This window comes from Chryseobacterium wanjuense, from assembly GCF_900111495.1.
Classification (GTDB): domain Bacteria; phylum Bacteroidota; class Bacteroidia; order Flavobacteriales; family Weeksellaceae; genus Chryseobacterium; species Chryseobacterium wanjuense.
In genome coordinates, this window is sequence record NZ_FOIU01000004.1 from 183,959 (window position 1) to 209,115 (window position 25,157).

At 33.9% G+C, this 25,157-nt stretch carries 23 protein-coding genes; 17 read left to right on the plus strand and 6 right to left on the minus strand.

What is annotated here, in order from left to right; genetic code table 11:
• Positions 1-109: 109 nt before the first annotated feature.
• Positions 110-1,402: an aldehyde dehydrogenase family protein gene (locus BMX24_RS19280; RefSeq protein ID WP_089795767.1), complete on the plus strand. Its 1,293-nt coding sequence runs from the start codon at positions 110-112 to the stop codon at positions 1,400-1,402.
• An 86-nt stretch (positions 1,403-1,488) separates the two neighbouring features.
• Here the strand turns inward: BMX24_RS19280 and pyk are convergent, their stop codons facing one another.
• From pyk to BMX24_RS19305, 5 genes are read right to left on the minus strand one after another with little or no spacing between them, the layout of a single operon-like run.
• A complete protein-coding gene (pyk, locus tag BMX24_RS19285; RefSeq protein ID WP_089795769.1) occupies positions 1,489-2,934 on the minus strand; it encodes a pyruvate kinase in 1,446 nt (481 codons plus the stop codon).
• Positions 2,927-3,400 (minus strand): IPExxxVDY family protein, encoded by a 474-nt coding sequence (locus BMX24_RS19290; RefSeq protein ID WP_089795771.1) that lies wholly within the window; start codon positions 3,398-3,400, stop codon positions 2,927-2,929. The genes pyk and BMX24_RS19290 overlap by 8 nt, the downstream gene beginning before the upstream one ends.
• The gene (gene rnc / locus BMX24_RS19295) at positions 3,378-4,139 is read right to left on the minus strand and encodes a ribonuclease III (RefSeq protein ID WP_089795773.1); all 762 of its coding nucleotides are present in this window, start codon (positions 4,137-4,139) and stop codon (positions 3,378-3,380) included. The genes BMX24_RS19290 and rnc overlap by 23 nt, the downstream gene beginning before the upstream one ends.
• A gap of 9 nt (positions 4,140-4,148) precedes the next feature.
• The gene (gene fabF / locus BMX24_RS19300) at positions 4,149-5,393 is read right to left on the minus strand and encodes a beta-ketoacyl-ACP synthase II (protein WP_089795775.1); all 1,245 of its coding nucleotides are present in this window, start codon (positions 5,391-5,393) and stop codon (positions 4,149-4,151) included.
• A gap of 34 nt (positions 5,394-5,427) precedes the next feature.
• Positions 5,428-5,667 (minus strand): acyl carrier protein, encoded by a 240-nt coding sequence (locus tag BMX24_RS19305; protein ID WP_002976354.1) that lies wholly within the window; start codon positions 5,665-5,667, stop codon positions 5,428-5,430.
• Positions 5,668-6,786: 1,119 nt separating this feature from the next.
• Between BMX24_RS19305 and BMX24_RS19310 the strand changes: the two genes are divergently transcribed.
• The 5 genes from BMX24_RS19310 to BMX24_RS19330 all read left to right on the plus strand — a co-directional run bounded on the left by BMX24_RS19310 (position 6,787) and on the right by BMX24_RS19330 (position 11,840).
• Positions 6,787-7,683, plus strand: a complete 897-nt coding sequence (locus BMX24_RS19310) for an oxidoreductase (protein WP_089795777.1) — start codon at positions 6,787-6,789, stop codon at positions 7,681-7,683.
• A gap of 57 nt (positions 7,684-7,740) precedes the next feature.
• Positions 7,741-8,547: a helix-turn-helix domain-containing protein gene (locus tag BMX24_RS19315; protein ID WP_089795779.1), complete on the plus strand. Its 807-nt coding sequence runs from the start codon at positions 7,741-7,743 to the stop codon at positions 8,545-8,547.
• Between the two features lie 8 nt (positions 8,548-8,555).
• Positions 8,556-9,035 (plus strand): thermonuclease family protein, encoded by a 480-nt coding sequence (locus BMX24_RS19320; RefSeq protein WP_089795781.1) that lies wholly within the window; start codon positions 8,556-8,558, stop codon positions 9,033-9,035.
• 247 nt (positions 9,036-9,282) lie between these two features.
• Positions 9,283-11,322 (plus strand): IgGFc-binding protein, encoded by a 2,040-nt coding sequence (locus tag BMX24_RS19325; protein WP_139176906.1) that lies wholly within the window; start codon positions 9,283-9,285, stop codon positions 11,320-11,322.
• A 2-nt stretch (positions 11,323-11,324) separates the two neighbouring features.
• Entirely contained in the window at positions 11,325-11,840 is a 516-nt protein-coding gene (locus BMX24_RS19330; protein WP_089795785.1) for a hypothetical protein, read from the plus strand.
• A gap of 379 nt (positions 11,841-12,219) precedes the next feature.
• On the opposite strand, the gene BMX24_RS19335 is transcribed toward BMX24_RS19330, so the two are convergent.
• On the minus strand, positions 12,220-12,681 hold the full coding sequence (locus BMX24_RS19335) for an Lrp/AsnC family transcriptional regulator (RefSeq protein WP_089795787.1): 462 nt from the start codon (positions 12,679-12,681) through the stop codon (positions 12,220-12,222).
• Between the two features lie 905 nt (positions 12,682-13,586).
• Here BMX24_RS19335 and BMX24_RS19340 point away from each other — a divergent pair.
• From BMX24_RS19340 to BMX24_RS19390, 11 genes are all read left to right on the plus strand, one after another.
• Complete coding sequence (locus tag BMX24_RS19340; RefSeq protein ID WP_034693124.1) at positions 13,587-14,828, plus strand: site-specific integrase; 1,242 nt, start codon at positions 13,587-13,589, stop codon at positions 14,826-14,828.
• A gap of 15 nt (positions 14,829-14,843) precedes the next feature.
• Complete coding sequence (locus tag BMX24_RS19345) at positions 14,844-15,578, plus strand: hypothetical protein (RefSeq protein WP_089795788.1); 735 nt, start codon at positions 14,844-14,846, stop codon at positions 15,576-15,578.
• An 89-nt stretch (positions 15,579-15,667) separates the two neighbouring features.
• On the plus strand, positions 15,668-16,423 hold the full coding sequence (locus tag BMX24_RS19350; RefSeq protein WP_089795791.1) for a DUF2321 domain-containing protein: 756 nt from the start codon (positions 15,668-15,670) through the stop codon (positions 16,421-16,423).
• Positions 16,424-16,566: 143 nt separating this feature from the next.
• Complete coding sequence (locus tag BMX24_RS19355) at positions 16,567-17,304, plus strand: hypothetical protein (RefSeq protein ID WP_089795793.1); 738 nt, start codon at positions 16,567-16,569, stop codon at positions 17,302-17,304.
• A gap of 199 nt (positions 17,305-17,503) precedes the next feature.
• The gene (locus tag BMX24_RS19360; RefSeq protein WP_089795795.1) at positions 17,504-17,782 is read left to right on the plus strand and encodes a helix-turn-helix domain-containing protein; all 279 of its coding nucleotides are present in this window, start codon (positions 17,504-17,506) and stop codon (positions 17,780-17,782) included.
• 71 nt (positions 17,783-17,853) lie between these two features.
• Entirely contained in the window at positions 17,854-19,092 is a 1,239-nt protein-coding gene (locus BMX24_RS19365) for a primase-helicase family protein (protein ID WP_089795797.1), read from the plus strand.
• Between the two features lie 267 nt (positions 19,093-19,359).
• Entirely contained in the window at positions 19,360-20,346 is a 987-nt protein-coding gene (locus BMX24_RS19370; protein WP_089795799.1) for a toprim domain-containing protein, read from the plus strand.
• 414 nt (positions 20,347-20,760) lie between these two features.
• The gene (locus tag BMX24_RS19375) at positions 20,761-21,783 is read left to right on the plus strand and encodes a hypothetical protein (protein ID WP_139176908.1); all 1,023 of its coding nucleotides are present in this window, start codon (positions 20,761-20,763) and stop codon (positions 21,781-21,783) included.
• A gap of 355 nt (positions 21,784-22,138) precedes the next feature.
• Positions 22,139-23,548, plus strand: a complete 1,410-nt coding sequence (locus BMX24_RS19380) for a hypothetical protein (RefSeq protein WP_089795803.1) — start codon at positions 22,139-22,141, stop codon at positions 23,546-23,548.
• 102 nt (positions 23,549-23,650) lie between these two features.
• Complete coding sequence (locus tag BMX24_RS19385) at positions 23,651-24,454, plus strand: phospholipase D-like domain-containing protein (protein ID WP_089795805.1); 804 nt, start codon at positions 23,651-23,653, stop codon at positions 24,452-24,454.
• A gap of 87 nt (positions 24,455-24,541) precedes the next feature.
• Positions 24,542-25,066 carry a hypothetical protein gene (locus BMX24_RS19390; RefSeq protein WP_089795807.1) on the plus strand — a complete coding sequence of 175 codons (525 nt, stop codon included), beginning with the start codon at positions 24,542-24,544 and terminating at the stop codon, positions 25,064-25,066.
• Positions 25,067-25,157 lie beyond the last annotated feature (91 nt).

Below are 25,157 nucleotides of genomic sequence, written 5' to 3' on the forward strand. Positions count from 1 at the left end.
AATCATTATTTAATTTCACTATAAGGAATAAAATTTGTTACCATCATGATGCTTTTAAATAGGGCAATACAAATCATTATTCTGAAATTTAAAGTACAGAAACTACATTATGGAACAATCAATTGAAAATAAACTTATTAAAGCAGATAAGACATTTTCAGAATGGAAAAAAGTACCATTCGAAGACAAACAAAAACTTATTGCAAAAGCTGCTGAAGTTATAAAAGCAAATTCCGAAAAGTTTGGCAGGATCATCACATCGGAAATGAATAAACCAATTTCCCAGTCGATCGCTGAAATTGAAAAATCTGCTTTAATGATGAATTATTATGCAGATGCCGAGAATATTTTAAAGCCTGAAAAAATAGATTCTGAATTTGGCTATTCCGAAATTCATTATGCTCCCAAAGGGGTAATTTTAGGTGTAATGCCTTGGAATTTTCCTTTCTGGCAGGTTCTGAGATTTGCTATTCCTACAATTTTAGCGGGTAATACGGTAGTTCTAAAACATGCTTCCATTTGTTTCGGTAGTGGAAATGCTATTGAAGAAATCTTTTTAGAAGCAGGTTTCCCAGAAGGTGTTTTCCAAAATCTTGAGGTAGGACATAAGGTAGTGAAAGAAATTCTTGAACACAAAACAGTAAAAGGAGTAAGTCTCACGGGAAGCGAAAAAGCAGGAGGTGAAGTAGCATCTATTGCCGGTCTGAATATCAAAAAATCTTTGCTTGAGTTAGGAGGAAGTGATGCTTTTCTCGTTCTGGATGATGCAGATCTTGATGAAGCGGCAAGAGTAGGAGCTTGGGCAAGACTTCAGAATTGCGGCCAAAGTTGTATTGCTGCAAAGAGATTTATTATTGAAGAAAAAATAGAGGATGTTTTTCTTCCGAAATTTATTGAAGAATATAAGAAATTTGTTGCTGCCGACCCGATGGACAAAGAAACTAAGCTTGGTGGTATGGCAAGACCCGACTTAGCAGATGAGTTGGAAAAACAATTCCAAAAAGCATTGGAAAACGGTGCGGAGATCATTATTCCTCTGGAAAGAATTTCAAGCAATGAATTCAAGCCAGGATTGATCAGGGTGAAAGAAGGTAACCCGATCTTACAGGAAGAGTTTTTTGGTCCGCTTGGAATGGTAATGGTGGCAAAAAATGACGAAGAAGCCTTACAAATGGCCAATGATATTCCTTTCGGGCTTTCTAATTCTGTCTGGACAAAAGATATAAACCGACAGTTATTTTTCGTCGAAAACCTTGAATCGGGAACGGTGAGTGTTAATAAAATGACAAGCTCAGATCCGCGTTTTCCATTTGGAGGAACCAAAACTTCCGGCTATGGAACGGAACTTTCTTTATTAGCTTTAAAAGAATTTGTGACAGCAAAAATGATTGTCGGAAATTAATTTTAAAAATAAAATTAAACATAAAAAAACTCCCGAATATTCCGGGAGTTTTTATTTTATAAAGAAAGCAATGTTGCTTTGTTGTATTAAACTGTTGTTAATCTCAATGTGTTTGTTTTACCTCCTTCATAAGACGGAGTCGCATTGATGTTGATTACAAAATCTCCACCTTCGATATATCCATAATTGTGCGTCAACATATTTACCTGGATGATTGTCTCGTCAGTAGGTTTTTTCATGTCATAATAATAAGCGTGAACGCCCCAAAGAAGATTCAGCATCGTGATTACCCTTTTGTTTCCGCTGTATACGATGATATGTGAATTTGGTCTGTGAGCTGCCAATTGGAAAGCGGTGTAACCAGAATGCGTCAAAGTAACGATAGCTGCTACATTGGTCGTTTTTGCAATCCTTACCGCTGCAAGACATACTCTGTTTGTAATGAACCTGTCGTCGATACAGTTGTAATCTTTCTCGATCGGCTCATTTTTGTGTTGGTAAAAATGGGTCATCTCGATATTTTTCACAATTTTCGCCATATTTTCCACTACCTGTACCGGATATCTTCCTACAGAAGTTTCTCCGGAAAGCATTACCGCATCAGCACCATCCAATACAGAGTTGGCAACGTCATTTACTTCCGCTCTTGTCGGCGTCAAGCTGTTGATCATTGTTTCCATCATCTGTGTAGCGATGATTACCGGCTTAGAATAAAATCTTGCCTTTTCTACCAAAGTTTTTTGGATGGCAGGAACTTCTTCCATCGGAACTTCAACACCAAGGTCACCACGGGCAACCATCAATCCGTCGCATTCCAATAGAATTTCGTCGATATTTTTTACTCCTTCAGGCTTTTCAATCTTCGCGATAATCGGAGTTTTGAATTTACCATTCGGATGTTTTGCAATTAATTCTTTTAAATCAATAATGTCCTGAGCATGACGAACGAATGAAAGCGCAACCCAGTCAACCTCCTGATCTAGCATGAAGTTGGCATCCTGAATATCTTTTTCCGTTAAAGCAGGAAGAGAAACGTTGGTATTCGGAAGGTTTACACCTTTCTTAGAACTTAGCGGCCCCCCTTGAATTGTTTTTGCTTTTACGGTATCTTTTTCGTTAGTTTCGATCACCTCCAAAACCAGTTTACCATCATCAATAAGGATTCTTTCCCCTACTTGTACATCCTGTGGAAACTGTTGATACGTCATATAAACTTTCGTAGAGTCTCCTTCTATTTTTTCATTGGTAAAAGTAAGAACGTCACCCGGGTTTAGATAAGAGCCTTCCTTTACAACACCTACTCTCAGCTTAGGACCTTGTAAGTCTCCTAAAATACCTACTGAGAAACCGTATTCTTTGTTGAGTTCTCTTATTATTTCAATATTTTTTCGAACCAAGTCGTAATCCGCATGTGAGAAATTTATTCTGAAAATGTCAACACCTGCTTTCATCAATCCTAACATAACTTCCTTCGACGATGAAGCCGGCCCAAGTGTCGCGATAATTTTTGTCTTCTTTAAATACTTATTCATAATACTGGATAATTTGATAAAGTTCTTCATCAGAACTTAATGTGTAATCTTGAATTGGAAATACAAGATTTTCAGGGAGCAAAATTACGGAAAAATCAGGAAACTGTTCCGAACTATGCAAAATATATTGCACATCTACCTGATTATTTAATAAAAATTTAATGTTTTCTTCTTCTGAGAAGAGTTCTGTTTGTATTTTTTTTTGTTTACTTTCTGAGGATTTGTTTGAAATGAAAGTAAAACAAGTCTTTGTAAACTTGTGATAAGCCTCAAATCTTGGAAAAAAATAATCATAATACGCACCGTGAAAGATGAGATCGTCAATCCTTTTAAACGTCAGGTCGTTTTTTTGGTTGACATTGAAAAAAAACTCGTGATCGGGTATATTTTTTGCTAATCTTACCAAGCCTATGGCAATATCTTCAAATTCTATATCATCAAGATCATAAAGTTTTTGGATTTCCAAGTATATTTTCTTTTTTATTTAAAATATAAAATGCTCTCTGTGCGGCTTTTTCTTCTGCCTTTTTCTTGGAAGTTTCTGTAGCATTGGCGATTCTTTCTTCTCCGAGCCAGACATGACACCGGAAAACAATCGATTTGTTTACCTGTATTTCTTCGCAAGTTTCGTACTTTATATTTAGCTTTTTCTTCTGGCTCCATTCGAGCAGAAGACCTTTGTAGCTTACAATTTTATTTTCAAGCTTGTTAATCTCAGTGGGCGTAAGAAGTCTTTCCAAAATGATCTTTTTACAGGCATCATATTGGAAATCCAGATAAACCGCACCGATAAGTGCCTCAAATAAATTCCCGGAGATATTCTCACCTAAAGCCACAGAACCTGATTTTTGCAAAAGATCTGTCAGTTTTAAGTCTTCCCCTAATTTATTAAGATTTTTCCTATTAACAATCTTAGATTTCATCTGTGTCAGGTATCCTTCATTAGCCTGAGGATAAGTCTGGAACAAATGACAAGAAATAATTGTACCCAAAACAGAATCTCCCAAAAACTCAAGTCTCTCGTAATTACTGTCTTGATTTTTAGAAGAGTTTTTCAATGAAAAAGCTTCACGATAAAGAGCAACATTTTGTACCTCAGTACCTAACATTCTGCTGAGTTCGGTGCTGAGAAAGTAATCTCTTTCGGTTAATTTTCTTTTTCTGTTTTTGAGAAGGAATTTAGAAAAGTATTTCTGTAACTCCATTCATTGAATTTAGATTTTCGTAAATAGAACGCAAGCGTTATGCCCACCAAACCCAAAAGTATTACTCATGGCTACTTTTACATCTTTCTTCACAGCTTCGTTGAATGTAAAATTCAATCTGCTGTCGATATTTTCATCATCAGTAAAATGGTTGATGGTAGGAGGAACAATACCATGAATAATAGTTCCCAACGCAGCAATAGCTTCAATAACACCTGCAGCACCCAGAAGGTGGCCAGTCATTGACTTAGTAGAATTAATCTGAATGTCGTAAGCGTGCTCTCCTAATAATTTTGAAATCGCATTGGATTCTGCAATATCTCCTAATGGAGTAGATGTACCATGCATATTGATGTGATCTACTTCATCAGCAGTTAATCCTGCATCTTCCAGACAATTTTTCATTACCAGATAAGCTCCTAATCCTTCAGGATGCGGTGCAGTCATGTGATGTGCATCTGCACTCAGACCGCCGCCTTTTAATTCTGCATAGATTGTAGCACCACGTTTTACCGCGTGCTCATATTCTTCAAGAACGATACATCCTGCTCCTTCGCCCAATACAAAACCATCTCTGTCTTTGTCGAAAGGTCTTGAAGCTGTTTTAGGATCGTCATTTCTTGTAGAAAGTGCCATCATTGCATTGAATCCACCGACACCACTTGCTGTAACGGCTGCTTCAGAGCCTCCACACACAATCACGTCTGCTTTTCCTAGCTGGATCAGCATTTTGGAATCAATTAAAGCATTTGCAGAAGAAGCACATGCAGAAACAGTAGTATAATTCGGACCGTGGAAACCATACTCGATAGAGATATGCCCCGGCGTGATGTCCGCAATCATTTTCGGAATAAAGAAAGGATTGAATCTAGGAATGTCTGTATTGGCCCATCCTAAAACTTCAGTTTCGAAAGTCTCTAAACCTCCGATTCCTGATCCCCAGATTACTCCGACTCTGTTTTTGTCTACGCTGTCTTCGATAATTCTTGAGTGTGTCACTGCTTCTCTTGCAGCTACAAGCCCAAGCTGTGTATTTCTATCCATTTTTTTTGCTTCTTTCTTATCGAAATGCTGCAACGGATCGAAATTCTTCACTTCGCAAGCGAATTTTGTTTTGAAGTTTGTGGCATCAAAAAGAGTAATCGGAGCTGCACCGCTCTCACCTTTCACAAGATTTTCCCAGTATTCTTTTGCATTATTTCCAATCGGTGTTATTGCTCCAAAACCGGTTACAACTACTCTTTTTAATTCCATAAACTTTGTTTAATTTCTTTTTTGTTGAAGAATATTATTTATTTACTACTTCCTCGATATAAGCGATAGCGTGTCCTACAGTAGTAATTTTTTCAGCCTGATCATCAGGGATTTGAATGTTGAATTCTTTTTCAAACTCCATGATCAATTCAACTGTATCCAATGAATCAGCTCCTAAATCGTTAGTGAAGCTAGCTTCAGGAGTTACTTCTGTTTCTTCAACGTCAAGCTTATCAGCGATGATAGCTTTTACTCTTGATGCAATGTCTGACATAGTAAATTATTTTTTTAATTGTTAGATGGTGCAAATATATAAAATTCTTTACGATAAAACATTTTTTTAGTCTTTTTTGTGGCTTACTGATAGTTATTTTGTGATGAGCGTGTTTAGTATTTTAGTTTTCAGGTATTTATAAATTGTATGTATGGGAACAATCTTGATCGATTTTAATAATAATGTTGAAAATGGTTTTTAATCCTTATATATATGATCTGATTTTTAAGGTCTTGAGTGTAGTTTTTTTATTAGCGCAATGCTCGCAAGGTTTTATTGAAAGCTTATTTGTGTTTTTTGTTCGCAAGGGCACTTCGTTCAGCGAATGATAGCAGAGGGCTAGTTGATGAAACTCTATTTTAAATAAAAAAATATACTATGGTTTTAAACCTTCTGATTTTTAAGGTCTTGTGTGTAGTTTTTTTTATTAACGCAATGCTCGCAAGGTTTTATTGATAGCTTATTGTGTTTTTTTGTTCGCAAGGGCACTTCGTTCAGCGAATGATAGCAGAGGGCTAGTTGATGAAACTCTATTTTAAATAAAAAAATATACTATGGTTTTAAACCTTCTGATTTTTAAGGTCTTGAGTGTAGTTTTTTTTATTAACGCAATGCTCGCAAGGTTTTATTGATAGCTTATTGTGTTTTTTGTTCGCAAGGGCACTTCGTTCAGCGAATGATAGCAGAGGGCTAGTTGATGAAACTCTATTTTAAATAGAGAAAATATACTATGATTTTAAACCTTCTGATTTTTAAGGTCTTGTGTGTAGTTTTTTTTTATTAACGCAATGCTCGCAAGATTTTATTGATGGCTTATTTGTGTTTTTTGTTCGCAAGGGCACTTCGTTCAGCGAATGATAGCAGGGCTAATTGATGAAACTCTGCTCAGCAGATAATAGCATAAAGCCTTGGCGGAGTGTAACGCCCTTGCGAACGAAAAATATTTTCAAAGTTTATTTTTAAAAAAACTTTGCGGGTATAGTGTTTAGAAATATTAAAAAAGTTTAATTAAGATTAATTTAAAAATGACTTTTTTAACAAAGTAACATTGAGCTTTTTAACAAAACAGTTGTCTCCATATTTGACGGACATTTGTATCAAACAAAATCAGTAATAAAAATGAAAAAAGTTTGGTTTATCACAGGAAGCTCAAAAGGGTTAGGAAAAAGCCTTGTTGAAGCAGTTTTAGCAAAAGGAGATTATGTAGTAGCGACTGCAAGAAATCCTCAACAGTTAAATGATTTGGCCGGAAAATATCCGGAACAGCTTTTACCATTAGAATTGGATGTTCAAAATAAAGAACAAATCTATGCGACGGTGGATGAAGCCGTGAATCATTTTGGGAAAATCGATGTTTTGGTAAATAATGCAGGTTTCGGAATCACGGGTGCGGCTGAAGCGTTTACCAATGAGCAGGTTAGAAATCAGCTGGAGGTTAATTTATACGCTCCGATTGAAGTGACAAGAGCAGTTTTACCATATATGAGAAAAGAAAGGTCAGGACATATTTTGCAAATCAGCTCAATTGGAGGAAGAGTAGGGAACGCCGGACTTTCTATTTATCAGGCAGCAAAATTCGGATTGGCGGGCTTTTCAGAATCGTTGAGTAAAGAAGTTGCTCCTCTGGGAATTAAAGTAACCTGCATCGAACCTGGTGGTTTCCGTACAGAATGGGCCGGTTCTTCCATGAGTTTTGCTAAGGATATTGAAGGCTATGAAACGACTGTGGGAGGTGTGAAAGAACATTTGACTTCCGGGAAATTCATTCCGATGGGTGATCCTGCAAAAGCAGCAAAAGTAATGACCGAAATCGTTGAAAATGAAAATCCTCCATTACATTTGGTGTTGGGAAGTGAAGCTGCAGCTATCCTGAGAGCGACGGATGCAAAAAGAAAGGAAGAATTTGAAAAATGGCTGGATGTCACCGTTTCTACCGATCATGATGATGCCGTGAATATTTTTGAAACAGAATATGGAAAGCAATACCTGGCTCATAAAGGAATTAACGTAAAATAATTTTAAATAATGAGACTGTAAATATTGCAGTCTCATTTTAATTATCTTTGTATTACAATGAAATCTAAAAGAGAAGATTTTGGAAATATCGTCTATTCCTGCTACACTCAGGTGAGCCGGCAGGGAGAGCATTTTGTATCTGATCATGTTTTGAGTTATCAGATTGCGGGAGACCTGGTGCTGAATGACGGTTTTAAAGACTATTCTGCAACCGACGGATCGATTCGGTTTTTGAAAAGAAATCAGTTATTGAAATTCACGAAACAGCCACCCCCGAGTGGAGAATTTAAGTCCTTGTCGGTTTATCTGGATCAGCAGATTTTAAAAGATTTCAGCGTAGAATATGGCCTGACGGCGGAGAAAAAATATGTGGACAAATCTTTATTGTTATTAACTGAAAATCCATTATTGCAAAATTTTATGCAATCACTGCTGATTTATCAGTTTTCGGATAAGCTTTCAGATTCCCGTTTGGTAGAAGTGAAAGTGAAGGAAGTATTAATTTTACTCTTGCAGGAAGAACCGGATTTAAAAGACGTTTTATTTGATTTCAATGAACCCGGGAAACTGGATATCGAGGCGTTTATGAATAAAAATTATCATTTTAATGTTAATTTAGACCGTTTTGCCTATCTCACCGGAAGAAGTCTGGCAACTTTCAAGCGAGATTTTGAAAAGATCTTCGGAATCACACCCGGGAAATGGCTGCTTCAAAAGAGATTGAAAGAGGCGCATTATCTTTTAGAAAAAGGAAAAATGGCTTCTGATATTTATCTGGATCTTGGTTTTGAAGATTTGTCTCATTTTTCATTTGCCTTCAAAAAACAATATGGTTTGGCTCCCAGTAAAATAATTTCAGCTTAAAATTTTTAATGAAAAAACTCATTTATATTACATTAATTTTTATTTCTAATGTATTTTTTTCTCAGGTAAAAGGGAAGATTGTTGGTGTGAAAGACGGAGATACCGTTGTCATTTTATTAACGAATAAAACTCAGGAAACATTAAGATTGGCGGACGTCGATTGCCCGGAAAATGGACAGCCTTTCGGAAAAAATGCCAAACAATTTACCAGTTCGCAGATTTTTGGGAAAACAGTAACGTTCTACAGAATCGGGAAAGACCGGTACAGAAGAACGATCGCCAAAATCTTTTATGATAATGATAAATATCTCTCCGCAGAAATTATAAAAGCCGGTTTCGGATGGTGGTATTATAAAGCCTCAAGAAATACGGAACTGCAAAAGTTACAGGATCAGGCAAAGGCAGGAAATCTGGGATTGTGGGCGGATAAAAACGCCGTGTCACCCTGGGATTTCAGGGAAAGTAAAAAGAAAAAGAAAGTGTTATAATATTTAAACTAAAAATTTAGATGAAAATAAAGAGGTTCTGTGAGTGGCAGAATCTCTTTTTTATTTAAAAGTTTTTAATGAATAGTATAGCAATTGTCTTGTAGTACTTTTACTACAAATTGTAGTACTTTTAGTACAGTTGTCATTCTTGTAAACGCTTCAGAATCATATACCTTTGGTGGGAGTCTCTGATTTGCATCTTTTTGCAAAAAAGAAGATTTTAATAACTGAGAAAAAAGATACGACTGTGAAACGATTTTATTTATTAACGGCATTTTTGATGCTCAATTTTGCCTATGCGCAACTCGATAATCTGCATTATCTTCAGCCCATTATTTTTGGAGCTTATACAGACGCTACTATTGTGGCAGAGCATATTTATTTATCTACGCCATCTACCAGCAATATTACTGTAACTGTAAGAAGAGCAGACGGAACAACGATCCCAAGGCTTTATGTTTATAATATTAATGCGGAAACAGGTTCATATGTAGCTTCAGGTTCGGTCACTTTTAGCAATACAACTCCTATACGGATAAACATTGTGAATGCGTCCAATGTTATTCTGGATGCGGGAACCTCACCTATGACACGTCCTACTAACACAGCAGGAACAATAATTCAGGGGAGTGCAGGAGGATTAATTTTTCAATCCACGGATAATTTCTATGTCAACTATAGAGGACGATCCGAATCCCAGGCCGGTTCTGTAATGACTAAAGGAAGAGTAGCTTTAGGGAAGAACTTTTTTTGGGGCGGAACTCCGAACGAATACACCACACAGGTTCCTGAAGTAGGAAATATGGTTTCTATCATGGCAACGGAAAATAATACATCTGTTACCATTAATAATATCGATTCGGGAACGCAGTTTATAAATGGAACGAATGCAACGCCATTAACTGGGACTACCTTTACAAGAACCTTACAAAAGGGACAATCTTTTATTCTTTATGCTAAAGTAAAGCTCAATGCATTAAGCTTGCAAGACAGAGGTTGGCTTGGCGCAAAAATAACGGCTGATAAAAATATAGCTGTGACAGTAGGAGGACTCATGCAGCAAGGAGGAGCAACAAGCGGAACGGTCTCGGACAGTCGAGATTTTGCGGTGGATCAGCTGGTTCCTGTGGAACAGTTAGGAAACGAATATGTAGTCATGCAGGGAAATGGAGGAGCTCAGGAAAGAGTGATTGTGGTTGCTACACAAGCCAATACAACGATCAGTATGAATGGAAGTACCACTCCTAATTATACCCTGACAAATATAGGAGATTACCAGATTGTTCCGGCATCGTTCTTTACCAATAAAAATATGTACATAAAAACAAATAAAGCAGTGTATGTTTTTCATAAAATTTATGGAAGTACAGCACTTAATACCAATAGTTTTATGTTTATTCCGCCTTTGTCATGTTTTGGGCAGACATCCGTAAATATGATTCCAGATGCCAAACGAATCGGATCAAATGAATATGCCAACACGCAGCTTGCCGTACTGGCTGCAGCAGGTGCTCCTCCTACAGTAACGGTGGGTGGAACGACTGCGAACCCTATTGCAGGAACAGCAAACATTGCCGTACCGGGAAATCCGAACTGGACGAGCTACCGATACAATATTGCAGCAGCAACAGGAGGAACAGCCACCATTAAAAATGTAAGAATAAGCTCTACGGGTGCGATACAGGCTGAGCTTGTAGGAGCAGATGTTGATGCCGGATTCGGCGGTTATTATTCAGGTTTCGGAGCTGCGCCGAATGTGGAAATTAATATCACAGGAAGCCCAAATCCTGCAAGACCTTGTACGGGAGGTACGGGAAATTCTGTTTTAACGGTGAGCTCAGGGTTGGGAACCTATCAATGGTATAAAGACGGGGTAGCTATTTCGGGAGCAACGACCAACACTTATTCTATTCCGGTTACGGATACTACAGCTGCGGAATATAATGTGATTGTAACGGTTCCGGGAGGATGTCTTGTGTATTCTAATGTGGTGACATCATTCGCTTGTCCGTGCTATAAACCGGGCGTAACGGGAACTCCGGAAATTACAAAAATCGGAATCTCCACCAGAACAACAGCCAGCACGCCAAACTTCCCTGCAGACAGAAACAACGGATTTATTGCCCTTGAATCTAATGATAAAGGAATGGTGATCAGTAGAGTAGCAGAACCGGAAGTATCCATTACAAATCCCGTAGACGGAATGATGGTGTATGATACGGATGATAATTGTTTAAAAATATATAACGGAACCCAATGGAGCTGTATAAACCAAACATGTAATTAATTATGAAAACAACCTATTTTACTATATTCTTTTTTGTTCTTAATGGTCTTTTACAAGCTCAGATAGGCGTGGAAAAAGAGTCTGTAGACGGAAGTGCTTTAATGGATTTTCCCACAGGTACTGCAAAAGGAATTATTCTTCCACAGGTTCAAAATAATACTTTAATGACAGACGTTACGGCAGGAACTTTGGTTTTTGACGGAGCGACAGCGAAAACAAAATATTTTGACGGAACAAACTGGATCGAACTTTTCGGAGAAAGTGGATTGGCTGAATCTTTACTTTCGGGTGCCGAAAAAAACGTAACAAAAGGAGTCATTATCGGAGCTGCTGATTCGGCAGCGAAGGGAGTTCTTGTTTTTGAATCTGAAGATAAAGCGCTTATCCTTCCTAAAGTTATCGACCCTGTAAACACAGTAAAATCTCCCACTGCAGGAATGATGTGTTATGATCCTGTGGCAAAGCTGGTCTGCTTCTATAACGGGGCGAGCTGGTCTTTCTGGGGGAATATCAATTAACAATCAAAAAAAACGTCTTAGAATTAATTTGTGCGATTAATCATAGAGTTTATTTTATCAAATGCTTAGTTTTAATTTGGCATCACAGGTTTCCCTACTGTGATGCTTTTTTATTTTAAAATTAATGATTGTTGGGCCGTAAAAAAAGCGATCTGTCAGATCGGAATCCGACAGATCAGGGATGAAAAAAAGACAATTATCTTATAAGTGTCCACTGAGTTTGTTATTAAGTAATAACATAAATTATTTCTGGAACAAAATTATTCAATCCCTTAAAAATTCCAGCATGAATCGCGTAGTAATAAAACTACGTATTTGTAGTATTTTGTTGACAAGGTTCTACAGATAGCTCCAATTATTTATCGAAAAATGATTGCTGTTATATTGTTAATCCATGAGTATTTTTTATCTGAGCCATCACAAATGTGCTGTGGGTGCTCCCTATCGATGGAACGGCACCAAGAATATTAAAAACAAAATTTTGATACTGCTTCATATCCCGCACATGAACCTTCAGAAGGAAATCAAAATCCCCAGAGATACTGTAGCATTCTGCCACTTCCTCGATCTCCATAATTTCACGTTCAAATTCTATGGCCAGGTAACTGTCGTTACTTTTTAACTTTAACTGACAATAAACGGTAAATCCAAGATTGAGCTTTTCTGCATCAAGAACGGCAGCGTATCTTTTAATATAACCTTCCTGTTCGAGTCGTTTTACCCTTTCAAAAACGGGGGATGGAGAGAGGTTTACCTCTTTGGCAAGTTCTTTAACGGTGAGTTTTGCGTCGCTTTGAAGCAATCTAAGTAATTGTAAATCTTTGTTATCAAGATGTTCCATAGAATATTATTCTTTAAGTGTGAGTATTTATTCAAAGATACAGAATTATATTCTTTATAGGATTTGCTTTGGAGCATAATTTGCTTAATTATTGCCAGATAGTTATTTATTTATTCGTTATATATATCTTTAGACAACAATAAGGCTTTTAAAAAATCAACATAAAATTAAAAGTAAGGGAATATTTTATAATGGGATCACTCTAATTAACGAGTGGTCTCTTTTTAAACTTAAAAATTTTATGTGATTCAATAATTTACATTAAAAATTTCTTCATTAAAAAATAAATTTAAAAGTTTTACTTATTAAATAATCTTAGGGAGACAGCTGTACAATGTATGGCTGTTTTTGTTTTTTGAATAATGATGATAAATATTCTATGAGATATTGTACGTTTTAAGTCATTGTCTTTGTTGATTTTATCTTGCTGTTTAGAATATTATTCTATCATTTTTGAAATTCCAGCAGTGTTTTAGATTTTTATTCTGTTTCATAATTTATTTAAAGATTAATTTGCTTATCTTTAATATATTAATTGTGTTTTTATTCTTTATTTCTACTTTTAAATGAAATAAATGATTTGTAATTTGTAATTGAGTTTGAAATAAATACCTGTAAAAAAGGAAAGGTAAAATTAATCACTAGATTAATAATTTTGCTGAGACAACTGCATGATTTGTAGTTGTCTTTTTATGTATGATTAAGGTTCAATATAATTAAAAATAAAAAACCACTGGAAGTCAGTGGTTTTTGTGGAGTTGGAGGTTTTTGAACCTATCATATTTTAACATAACCTAAAATATGTAATGTATCTATTTATCAGTATTTTAACTATATTTGTATAAGCTAATATACTTAGTTTTTATGTCTAAATATAGAAGAAGTAGCACCTAAACTGGCACCTGATGAACTACACTTTTAAACTTAAACAGCCCAATGGTACAAAGGAATCTTTGATTTATTTCCGTTCTTTTTTCAACAATGAAAATAAGAATTTCATCTATTCTACGGGTGAGAAAATAAAACCAAGCGAATGGGATTTTGAAGGCAGACAACCAAATGATCTAAACGGGAGGACTAAAAGGGCAGAAATTCATCGAAGCGTCAAAATGCAATTAGATCGGTACAGCAGTTTCTTCACAGAGATCGTTAATCGATATAAGAACATAAATGAGGAACTTACCGTCGATATTCTTAAACAAAGATTTGATGAAAAGTTCAAAAAAATTACTGTTAAAAGTGATTTCTTTAGAATTTATCAGGAGTTTTTAGATGAGAAAGAAAATGACTATACTGGGAATTCAATTTCAAATTCTACTTTAAAGCGTTACAAATGCAATAAGAATCTACTCGAAGATTTTGAAAGCAATTGTAAAGTTAAGATTACTCTGGGAAAATTTGATGATAAACTTTACAATAGGTTTTTAAAGTACTGTATTGAGGAAAAAAAGCATTCTGCAAATACATTACATAGAAATGTTGGTTTGCTCAAAACTTTCCTTCTTTGGGCTCTCAATAAAAAATATACATACAATAACAATTTTATTACTTTTAAAAAACCTGCGAAATTCACAACTGATGAAATAGCTTTAAATTATGAACAAGTTGAGCTCATATACAATTATGACTTCAGTGATAATAAAAGATTGGAAAGGGTACGTGACCTTTTTGTTTTTGGATGCACTACAGGGATGAGGTTTGGCAATTACAGCACGATTTCAAAAAGTGATGTTGATGGTAATTTCATACGAGTGATCGATTTAAAAAGTAAATCTAAAAACTTAGCAATTCCTTTAAACAGTATTTCTAAATCAATACTCGAAAAGTATGATTATAACCTGCCTAGTATTACAAATCAGAAGATGAATGAGTATATTAAGGAGGTTTTTAAAAAGCTAGAATTTACTGATGAAATAAAGAAGACTATGAAGTATGGTGATGAGTTGGTAGACCAAAAAGCTGAGTTTTGGACAAGAATTTCCTCACATACTGCAAGGAGGAGTTTCATCACTATAATGAAGAACAAACGAGTTCCGGATAAAGTAATTATGAGTTACACTGGTCATACTAGCTTAGAAGTCTTTAATGCTTATTACAGACCAAGTGAAGATGATAAGATCAACTATATGAATGAAGTTTTTAAATAATCTCCACTTTACGTTATGGATCAGAAAAAACTTTACGGACGTTGGAATTTTTGGGAAGAATTTGTAGGCTATCCAATGATGATTTATTTATGGATTAGAAGGCCAAAAATTCACAAACGTTTGCGAAGTAGAATTGAAAAAGCGCAACAAAAATCCTCTAAAATCGTTCTCGATGAAAAGTTGAGAAATGAATTTTTGATTAGATATGACAAGTTAGACAATTTCTTCAGTTTTCATTTCAGAGATATTGATGCATCAAGAAATCACAATTTTGAAGAAAAGATCCAATACTGTTTGGATCAATATAAAAAAGAATCAAACAGCCTGTTAAGTTCAAGTAATCTGATGAAATTGCAGGGCAATTTTTTAAATGGTGTCGAAACTACACTTTTTCTATATTTCGCCTTAAAACATAAAACAAATAGAGAAATTAGTTTATCTGATATTATGATTGGTGATAACAGTTCAAAAATTTTCCTCGCTTTTTTAAAAGACAAAAAATTCATCGATGAAAATCACAACCTGCTAGTAGATCAGAAATCTTCATTTATAAGAATTCACCGTTTTCTAAAAGACAATCACATAATCAATCCAGATTTTCAAGATACTACAATAATCGAGGCTATGGAAAATGAATATAATACCAATTTTGACAAAGGAACATTTTCTAGGGCAGTTACTGTAAAAGCTAATGATTTTGAAGAAAATATCTATCAAGAGTTATCTAAGATTTTCAATATTAAATTTTAAGCACTTTCTATAAACTATCCCAATATTACTTTCGGCAAATTGCTTATATTTGATTTTAGCTGCAATTAAACAAACACATTAAAGAAAAAATGGGACACTACGATGCTTATTTAGTATGTGAAAATGGACACGGAGTTAATGACTCTTTTTACAAGAATCCAGAATTTAATAAGAATTTCTGTACAACTTGTGGTGCTAAAACATTAAAAAATTGCCCAACCTGCGGTAAAGAAATTCAAGGCGATTATCATATTGAAGGAGTTATTGATTTAACAGCAGGCCCAACGCCTGTCCCAGACATATGTAAATATTGTGGTACAGACTTTCCTTGGAAGTCTATAAGGGCAAAAATAGCAGAGAATGTAAAATCAACCAATAAAGACGATATATTGATATTGGAAACAATTATGGACAAGTTCCATCTTGTTGTTAAACAAATAAGACAGCGATATAATGACCGTACTACATTAGACGTTGAAGATGAATATGATGTTCAAGACTTGTTACATTCACTTTTGAAAATATACTACGACGATATACGAACTGAAGAATGGAATCCTAGCTATGCAGGAAGTAGCACGCGGTCGGACTTTTTACTTAAAAATGAAAAAATCGTTATTGAGGTCAAAAAGACAAGAAACACTTTAAGAGCAAAACAATTAGGAGAACAACTTATTATTGACATTGCAAAATATAAAACGCACCCCGATTGCAACCTACTGTTTTGTTTTGTTTATGATCCCGATGGCTATATCAATAATCCTATCGGAATAGAAAATGACTTAAAGCAAGACAGGAAGGAAGAAATGCAAGTCAAAGTAAAAATTATTCCGAAAGGACATTAGATAATTCGCGGTTAATCATCTCTTGTGTAAGTTATTTCTAAACTTTGTCTTTGTTGACTATAATAATCTAAGTTTCGTTAGCTGAAACCCGTCTTGAAGAAAGTATCCAAATCACTGTTCCGAATTAATAAAAAATTACATCTATGAAGAAATGTTCTTATTGTGGAAAAGAATCTAAATTAACTAAAGAACATATTTGGCCAAAATGTATTATTAAAAGAGCTCCTGAGCTAAATATGAAATACTTAGAAAGTCAAAAGAAAGTATTTTCCCGAGAATTAGTTATTTCTGATGTTTGTTCTGATTGCAATAACACTAAACTGTCATATCTAGATGCATATATTTGTCAGTTATATGATAGATACTTCAAATTTTTTAAAGACAAGAGAGAAACTTTTGAGTTTGAATGTAACTATGATTTATTGCTTAGAAGTCTTTTAAAAATAACTTACAACTCTTCTAGAACTATTGTAAAATCAAATAATTTCTTTCAAAAATACAAAGATTATATCCTTGAAGGAGGAAGGACTAGAGAAGATATAATAGTAAAACTTGATATAGTTATACCGGCAATTATTGATGGAAATAAAGTTTATCCAAAATCTGCGAGATGTGGAACTTTAGATATAGGAATAACTTCCGAGAATTTTATAATGCGGACAGTTGCCATAAATTCATACTATTTTTCAATTCTTTTTTCGAAAGAAGAACAAATTCCGGATACATTTTTACCTGAACTAAATAATATTTTACAACGTATTCCTGGCTCAATAATCAATCCGTATGATTCTATTACAGTTATCAAGCATTTTTCAAATGAAAATACAATATCTGTACACGAAGGTTTAATAAATAAAATATCAGAAGCGAAAAAAAGATAAATAAATTCAAATTATCTATTTACTTACAGGAATTTATAATTTATTGAAATCTTAAATTCTAACATATAATACATTATTCTAATTCTGTGTTTAGATTAAATTGCTTAATATCAGCTATCAAACTTTACGCAATTGAGTAGAATTGCATCATTAGTTATTCCAATCATACAATTTTGTCTGCAAATAAATACAACAGATTATGCAGGCAACAAATCCATTCCAAACCATTCTCGACGAATTAGAGGAAGTAAAAGACTTACTCTATTCTCTCAAAAAAGAACCTGAAATTGAGTTGAAAAAAAAACTATACTCTATCAAAGAGTGCTCAGAAATTCTTAAACTTGATTATCAGACCGTACGCTCACACATTTTAAAAGGTAACATCAAAGCGGAGCAAATAGGAAGATTCTACAGGGTTAACCATTTTGATCTGATGGATGCTTTAAACGAGGTCAAATCGCTTAAGTACAGAAGATAGGTTAGACTTTATTTATCAAGCATTGTAATTCACCTTTCTGTACTTCCTGTACAGAATCAAACCTTAAAAATATGAGCGAAAAAATCCCATACCTCAGAGTAGGCACAACCTATTATAAAACTATCGAGAAACCATTGATCTCCGGAGACAAGATTTCAATTTTGGTGCGTTGGAACCGTGAAACGATAATTAGCGACCACGGAAAAATCTACGTATCAAAAGTTTCAAAGTATGATGGCTTCTGCTGTATTCCTTCTCATCTTGACTACAAGCAGATCATTGACGGATTCTACAATATTTATAATGAGATTCCTTATCAACCAATCAATGAAAATACTAATTCTGAAGATTTAGAAAACAAAATTCCATTCTCACTTAAATTTATGGAGCATATTTTCGGAGAGCAATTAGAATTAGGTTTAGATTACATAAAGATATTGCTTGAATATCCAACACAGATACTTCCTATTCTATGTTTGGTAAGTAAGGAAAGATCTACCGGAAAATCAACTTTCATAAAATGGCTGAAATCCATCTTTGGATTAAATATGACCTACATCAAAGGTGACTCATTCAGCAGTCAGTTCAATTCAGATTGGACTTCGATGCTGATCGTTGCGATTGACGAAGTATTCTTTGACAAAAAGGAAATCACAGAACGCTTAAAATATCTTTCGACGACTGACAAAGATAAGAAGGAGGCAAAGGGAAAAGACCGTGAAGAAGTCGAATTCTTTGGCAAATTCATTCTCTGTTCCAATAACGAGGACAACTTTATTCAGATCGATGAAAATGAGATCAGATTCTGGATTATCAAAGTAAAATCAATCAAAAGCGAGAACACCGAATTTCTAAAAAATCTCAATGAAGAGATCCCGTATTTTCTTCGATACCTAATTCAAAGACCTTTCCACAGTCATAAACAGACAAGGATGTGGTTCACGGATTCACAGATCAGAACAAAGGCTCTTCAAAGATTGGTTTGGAAGAACAACAATAAACTGGAATCCAAGATTATCGAACTTTTATATGAGTTTTTCGAAAGTAATGAAGACAGCAAGATCCATTGTATTCCTCAGGATATTTTCAATATGCTCGGTAAGATGTTCAGCAAACAATATTGGACAGTCAATGATGTCCGGAAAATCTTGAAAGAAAACTGGAAACTTGAACCTCAAAGTAATTCTTTGGCATATGTAAAATACGACCTCGATTATGGTTTGAGTTTTTTCCAACAGAACAAAGCAGGACGGTATTTTACAATAGAAAGAAATTTTATTCTTCAGAGATTTGATGAAATGATGAGTTAATTGATAATGAAAATAAAATCAATTAGTTACATCTCATCAAAAGCCTCATCAAATTTTTTAATATTGGTTTTTGATGAGAGTATGATGAGTAGAATATTTCCACTTTGATGAGACGATGAGACTTTGATGAGGATTTAAATTATTGTTATTCAATTTTTTCCAAAGCTTTCTCATCAATTCATCAAAAATTACTCAAATACAAACTCATCCGCTTTCGCCAACAGGGGATATTCTATTTATTATTAAAAAACATTAATTATTATAACAATGAACTGCAAAAAATTTAACAGCATATCGTTGGAAGAAGTCCTCCTTTCTCTCGGACACCTTCCCACGAAACAAAATGAAAAAGAAGCTTGGTATCTCAACCCCTTTGCCAGCGAATCCCAAGCCTCTTTTAAATTGGATAAAAAAATTAACGCTTGGTATCTTCACTCAGAGGGTATAGGTGGGAATAACACCGATTTTATGAAAAAGTATTTGAAAACTTCGGTCAATGAAGTTCTGGAATGGGCACAAAAACAAAATTTTTCTTTTTTTCATCAGCAACAACAACATTTTAAAAAGTCGGAACCAAATTACAGAATTGATGGAATACTGAATTTAGAGAATCCAAACCTGAAAAAATATTTACAGGGACGAGGCTTGACCTCAAAAATATACGATCACATTAAAGAAATACGATTTACAGTCGGAGAAAAGAAACTCTACGCAATTGGATTCGAAAATTTATCCGGAGGCTTTGAGCTTCGTAATTCATTTTACAAAGGTTCATTGTTGAAAAAGGATATTTCAATAATCGATCTCAATAATAATGCAATGGCTTTATCAAATGTTCAAGATAAAAACATCAAAGCCGTGGCGGTTTTTGAAGGCTTTATGGATGCCTTGTCTTTTATAGAAATGCAAAGATCTTTCGCCGGAGATCTTCTCGTAATGAATTCCATTGCTCTTTTAAACAAATCCATAGAACGTTTGAAAAACTACTCTGATATCAATCTGTTTCTCGACAACGATAATGCAGGAATTAAATGTAAATCTCAGATCATAAAATCTTTTTCGCAAGCAAAAGATTACTCCGGAATTTATTCCAACCATAAAGATCTCAACGAATTTTTGATACATCGAATAAAAAATGATGTAGTTAATAAATTAGGAAAACAATCTGAAAAATTTCCTGAAGCGGACGAATTGCAAATAAGACATCAGGAAACTGAACTTAAAAATTTAAATGGTTTTAAAAGGAAACGTTGATAAAGCTTGCTGTATGTTTTACCAACTACCTGCAGAAGTTAGGAGCGCATTCGCAACTTTGAAGGTCGTTCCTCCCAACAAAGTTTCAAATACGCTCTGCGAGGCTTCAACCTGAGTAAAATAGCATAAGGTTGATTGTTACCAACCTGTGTAAAAAATACGCAGGTCTTTAACGAAGGTGTGTAAAAAATGCACAGGTAAATTTAATTGCTGTATAATTTTTATACAACAATTTTGATTGGAAACATATAGCACAAACTTCAAAGATGAAAACTAATGAAGACTTCGATAAATTTCAAGGCAGTCAAATCGGACTCTGAAACTCATAATTTCAGAAAGAAAACTTTCGACTACATCCGTAAAGATCTGACACCAAACAATGAATATTGGTTAGAACAGAAAATATCTATTAGAATGCAGAAGATTGAAGCATATTGCAAAGCTAAGTCAGGAAGAAAATTGCAAAAGAATGCAATGCCAATTCGGGAAGCTGTAGTTGTTATAAAAGAAAATACGACGATGTTGGAACTTCAAAACTTGGCAAAAAGACTGGAAGATGAACTGAAAATCCGTGTTTTTCAAATTGCTATACATAAAGATGAAGGTCATACCGATAAGGACACGAAAGAATGGAAGCCAAATTACCACGCTCATTTGGTGGCTGATTGGCAAGATTTGGAAACGGGTAAAACACTTAAACATCAATCTTACCACTATTCAAAAATGCAAGATCTGACAGCTGAATGCCTGAATATGGAAAGGGGGATTTCTGGATCTAGAGGAAGATTGGAAGCTATTGAGTTTAAGATTCAAAAGAAAGAAGAAGATCTCAAAGTTTTGGAAGAAATGTATAACAAAATGAAATCTGAGATGAGTTTAGATAAATCCCAGCAACTGATTGTAAAGGAAAATGATTTTTTGGGTTTTAAAAGACTCAATACTGATAAAACAATTGCGAATTATGAAAAAACATTTCGAATCTATAGAAGCACAATTCAAAAAAGTAAAACAGACTTGGAATCTAAGTCCAAACAGATTGCTGAACTCAGTACAAAAGTTGATAGCTTAAATAAAGAAGTTCAATCATTCAAAAATAAGTATTCCGTGCTATTGACTGAGCCAAATGTTTTTGCTTCAGAAAAGAAAAAATATTTAGATTCTGTCACCAATATTCTTGAAAGAAAGGTCAAATTTGAAAGATATAAATATCCTAATATTGACAGGACAGAAAATCAAAAGCTAATATCGGAAATGGGGCAGATTGCAGAAAACATTTGTAAAGAAAATAATATCCCATTCTCTGCTATTAATGAGATTTTTAAAAATAATGAGATGGCAGTTCAGCTTTTCTCTATACTACGTTTCGGTACTAATGATGCAAATTATATGACTGAGGATATTCCAATTGGCAAGCAAAAGAGGAGAAAAAGACTGTAAATACAAGTAGTGTCAAAATGTGTCTTTTTGCCTTTGAGTTAAAAGAATCTATTCATTCCGGAAATTTTTCCTATGTAAGATCACCAAACTAAAAATATGTTTTCATAATTGAATTAATACTTCAATTTTTTATAAGAGCAATGGAGTTCATTTTATCTGCATTTGTTCTCACAAAACATTTTTAAATCCATAGAAAATTAAAAAATAATAAATATTTGTAAGCGCTTATTTATCAAATCATCAAAATAAATTTTAAATTAGTGATAAGAATTACAATAGGAAGTTCTATAAATGAAATTACTTGTTCGGCAAGCGCCCAACCACTAGGCAATATTTATCATCATGAAAAATACATATGGAAAAAGATATCATTACATTTGGATTTGAGATTCCAGGTTATTCAAATTTTGAAAAAAATATAACATCCAACGTATCCCTTATGGATGCTGATATTGTTGTTATTTGTCCAGAAATAATAAAGCCAAGTAGTCATAGTTGGGTGAGCTTTTCATCAGGTGGCGGCGGTTGTTATGATGTGTCAGCTTCGACAAATTTTATTAACAAGTTGCAGCATTTGAAAAAAGAATTAACTGACATGCTTAAACTTGGGAAAACAATCTTTATACTTTTAAGTGAAAAAAATACATTCCTTATTGCTTTAAGCACTTCACATCCCAGAAAAGGACAAACTACATACAACACAACCTCCTCATCAAATTATGATTTTTTACCAATTAGTATTGGGAAGCTAACCTCTGCATCTGGTGACAAAATAATTTTTACGGGAAATTCGATTTTTGCTAATTTTAATAAAGAATACAATAAGAATTTGGTTTATAAAGCTTACGTAGAAAATTCAGAGAACTGCAATATTGTATACACCGGAAAAGACACAAACAAAATTTTAGGTTCAATTCAAAAAGTTGGAAATGGTCATTTGATAACATTACCGATGATAGAGTTTAATAAAGACTTCACAAAGTACGATGAGGAAAAGGATAAATATTTTTGGACAAAGGAAGGAGTTAGTTTTGGTAAAAACTTCATTCAAAATTTATTAGAAATTGACAAAAATCTCACAAGTAATTCGAATAAAACCCCTATCCCAGATTGGGCTTCGTTAGATGAGTTTGTAACTTCAAAAGCAAAATCTATTGAAAAATCTATCGAAACTAATAATAAGAAGATACTTGAGCTGAAAGAAAGCAATATTAAATACAATGATTTACTGCTTGAAGAAAATAAAATTAAAGATTTACTTTTCGAATCGGGTAAACCATTGGAGGATGCGGTAACTAATGCTCTAAATATTTTGGGCTACGAAGCACAAAATTATGAAGATGGCGTATTAGAACTTGATCAAGTCATAGTAAGTCCCGAAAAGCACCGATTCATAGGTGAATGTGAGGGAAAAGATACTAAAGATATTAATATCACAAAATTTAGACAACTCTTAGAATCTTTAAATGCTGATTTTGCAAGAGATGAAGTTCAAGAAAAAGCTTTCGGTATTTTATTTGGAAACCCTCAAAGATTATCTGAACCAAATTCGAGAACTTTAGATTTTACAGAAAAGTGCAAAATTGGTGCTGAAAGAGAAAAAATAGCATTAGTAAAAACGTCGGATTTATTTTTTGTTATTAAATATTTAAAAGAAAATGATAACGATAATTATAAGAAAAAATGTAGAGATGCCATTTACAAAGGGCTCGGTAAAATTGTAACTTTTCCTCCAATTCCAAAAACTAAATCTCGCCAAACATAGGTTTTGCAAAATGTAGAATTAAGTATAAAGTTATATTTCCACTATTCTGCAAATTGGATTTTTATTTTGATAAGCTACAATTTAAACCTAGACTAAAAGCAAATGAAACTTTCCGACCTAACAATAGAAAGCATTAAAGAATTTATATCAGGCGACAATGGTTTGACTCCTGGACTTTCTGGACCATTAATTTTGAAACTTTTTAATCAAGTTGGTTTTAAAGATGTTTATAAATGGGAAGAAGGCGGAATGCCACGAAAATTAAGCCGAAATGCTTATATAATAGAAAAACTTACTGAAATCAATGGACAAAAAGAATTAATTCAATTATTAGAAATAGTTTTTGACCCAAGACACTTTGCGAAAGATGTAAATAAGGATATTGCAACTGCTGTTGAAAAAATAAATGTATTATTACAGCAAGACGGTTATAGACTTGAAGATATTGATGGTAAATATAAAATCATTGGTGCTGAATTACCGGATGACATTGAAGTAGAAGTGCATTTCGAAGAAATTCAAAGGCAAATAATCGAACAAATTAGACTTGCAAAATTTACTATATGGGTAGCAGTAGCTTGGTTTACTGACAAAGATTTAATGAGGGAACTCTATGAACAAAAGCAAAAAGGAATAAATGTCCGCTTGGTTATACTTGACGATGAAATAAATGCTAAAAATGGTTTTCAATACGAGAAATATTTTGAAACAAAACGAGTTCATAAAACAGGAATCTATCAGAATATCATGCATCATAAATTTTGCATAATTGACTTGAAAACAATAGTACACGGTTCATATAATTGGACAACAAAAGCGAAATGGAATAGAGAAACAATAAGTATCGAAAATAGCAGAGAATTAGCAGAAAAATATGCGACAGAATTTAAACAACTAATAAAATAATCATCAGCATTTCAAATGAGGTTTAGCACTTCATAGTTTGTCAATTCACCAAACTGCAAATGGCTATCAGCTAGCTTATAGAAAATTATGGCACAAAGAACGACATTAGAAGATTTTTTAAGAAGATCTAAAGAAATTCATGGTAACAAATATGATTATTCAAAGGTAGTTTATAAAACAACCGAATCTAGAGTAATAATAATTTGTCCAGAGCACGGTGAATTTGATATGAGACCACGTGCTCACTACGCAGAAAACAGAGGTTGTCCAAAATGTGACAATAGTCATAAAAGTGGATTTCATAAAAGTATATGGTATGATAAAAGCAAATATATATATTTAATTGAATGCTACGGAAACAATGAAAAATTCTTAAAATTTGGTGTTACAATTACTGATATTGAAACAAGGACATTAAAAGGTGAATTACCATATTCATATACACGATTATTTTCAAAAAAAATTGAAATTGGAGAAGAAGCTATGAAAATTGAAGTCAAATTAAAAAAGAAATATGCAAGTTTGTCATATAAACCATTGTTGAAATTTAGAGGAAGTACGGAGTGTTTAGTATTGGGAATAAAAGAGAACATTTTAAATTATTTAAAATGAATTAGTCAATACTTAATCTGACAGTTATAATCAAATTAAATAACTTTAAAACAGATTAAGTATTATGACAACACAACAAAAAATTATCAAA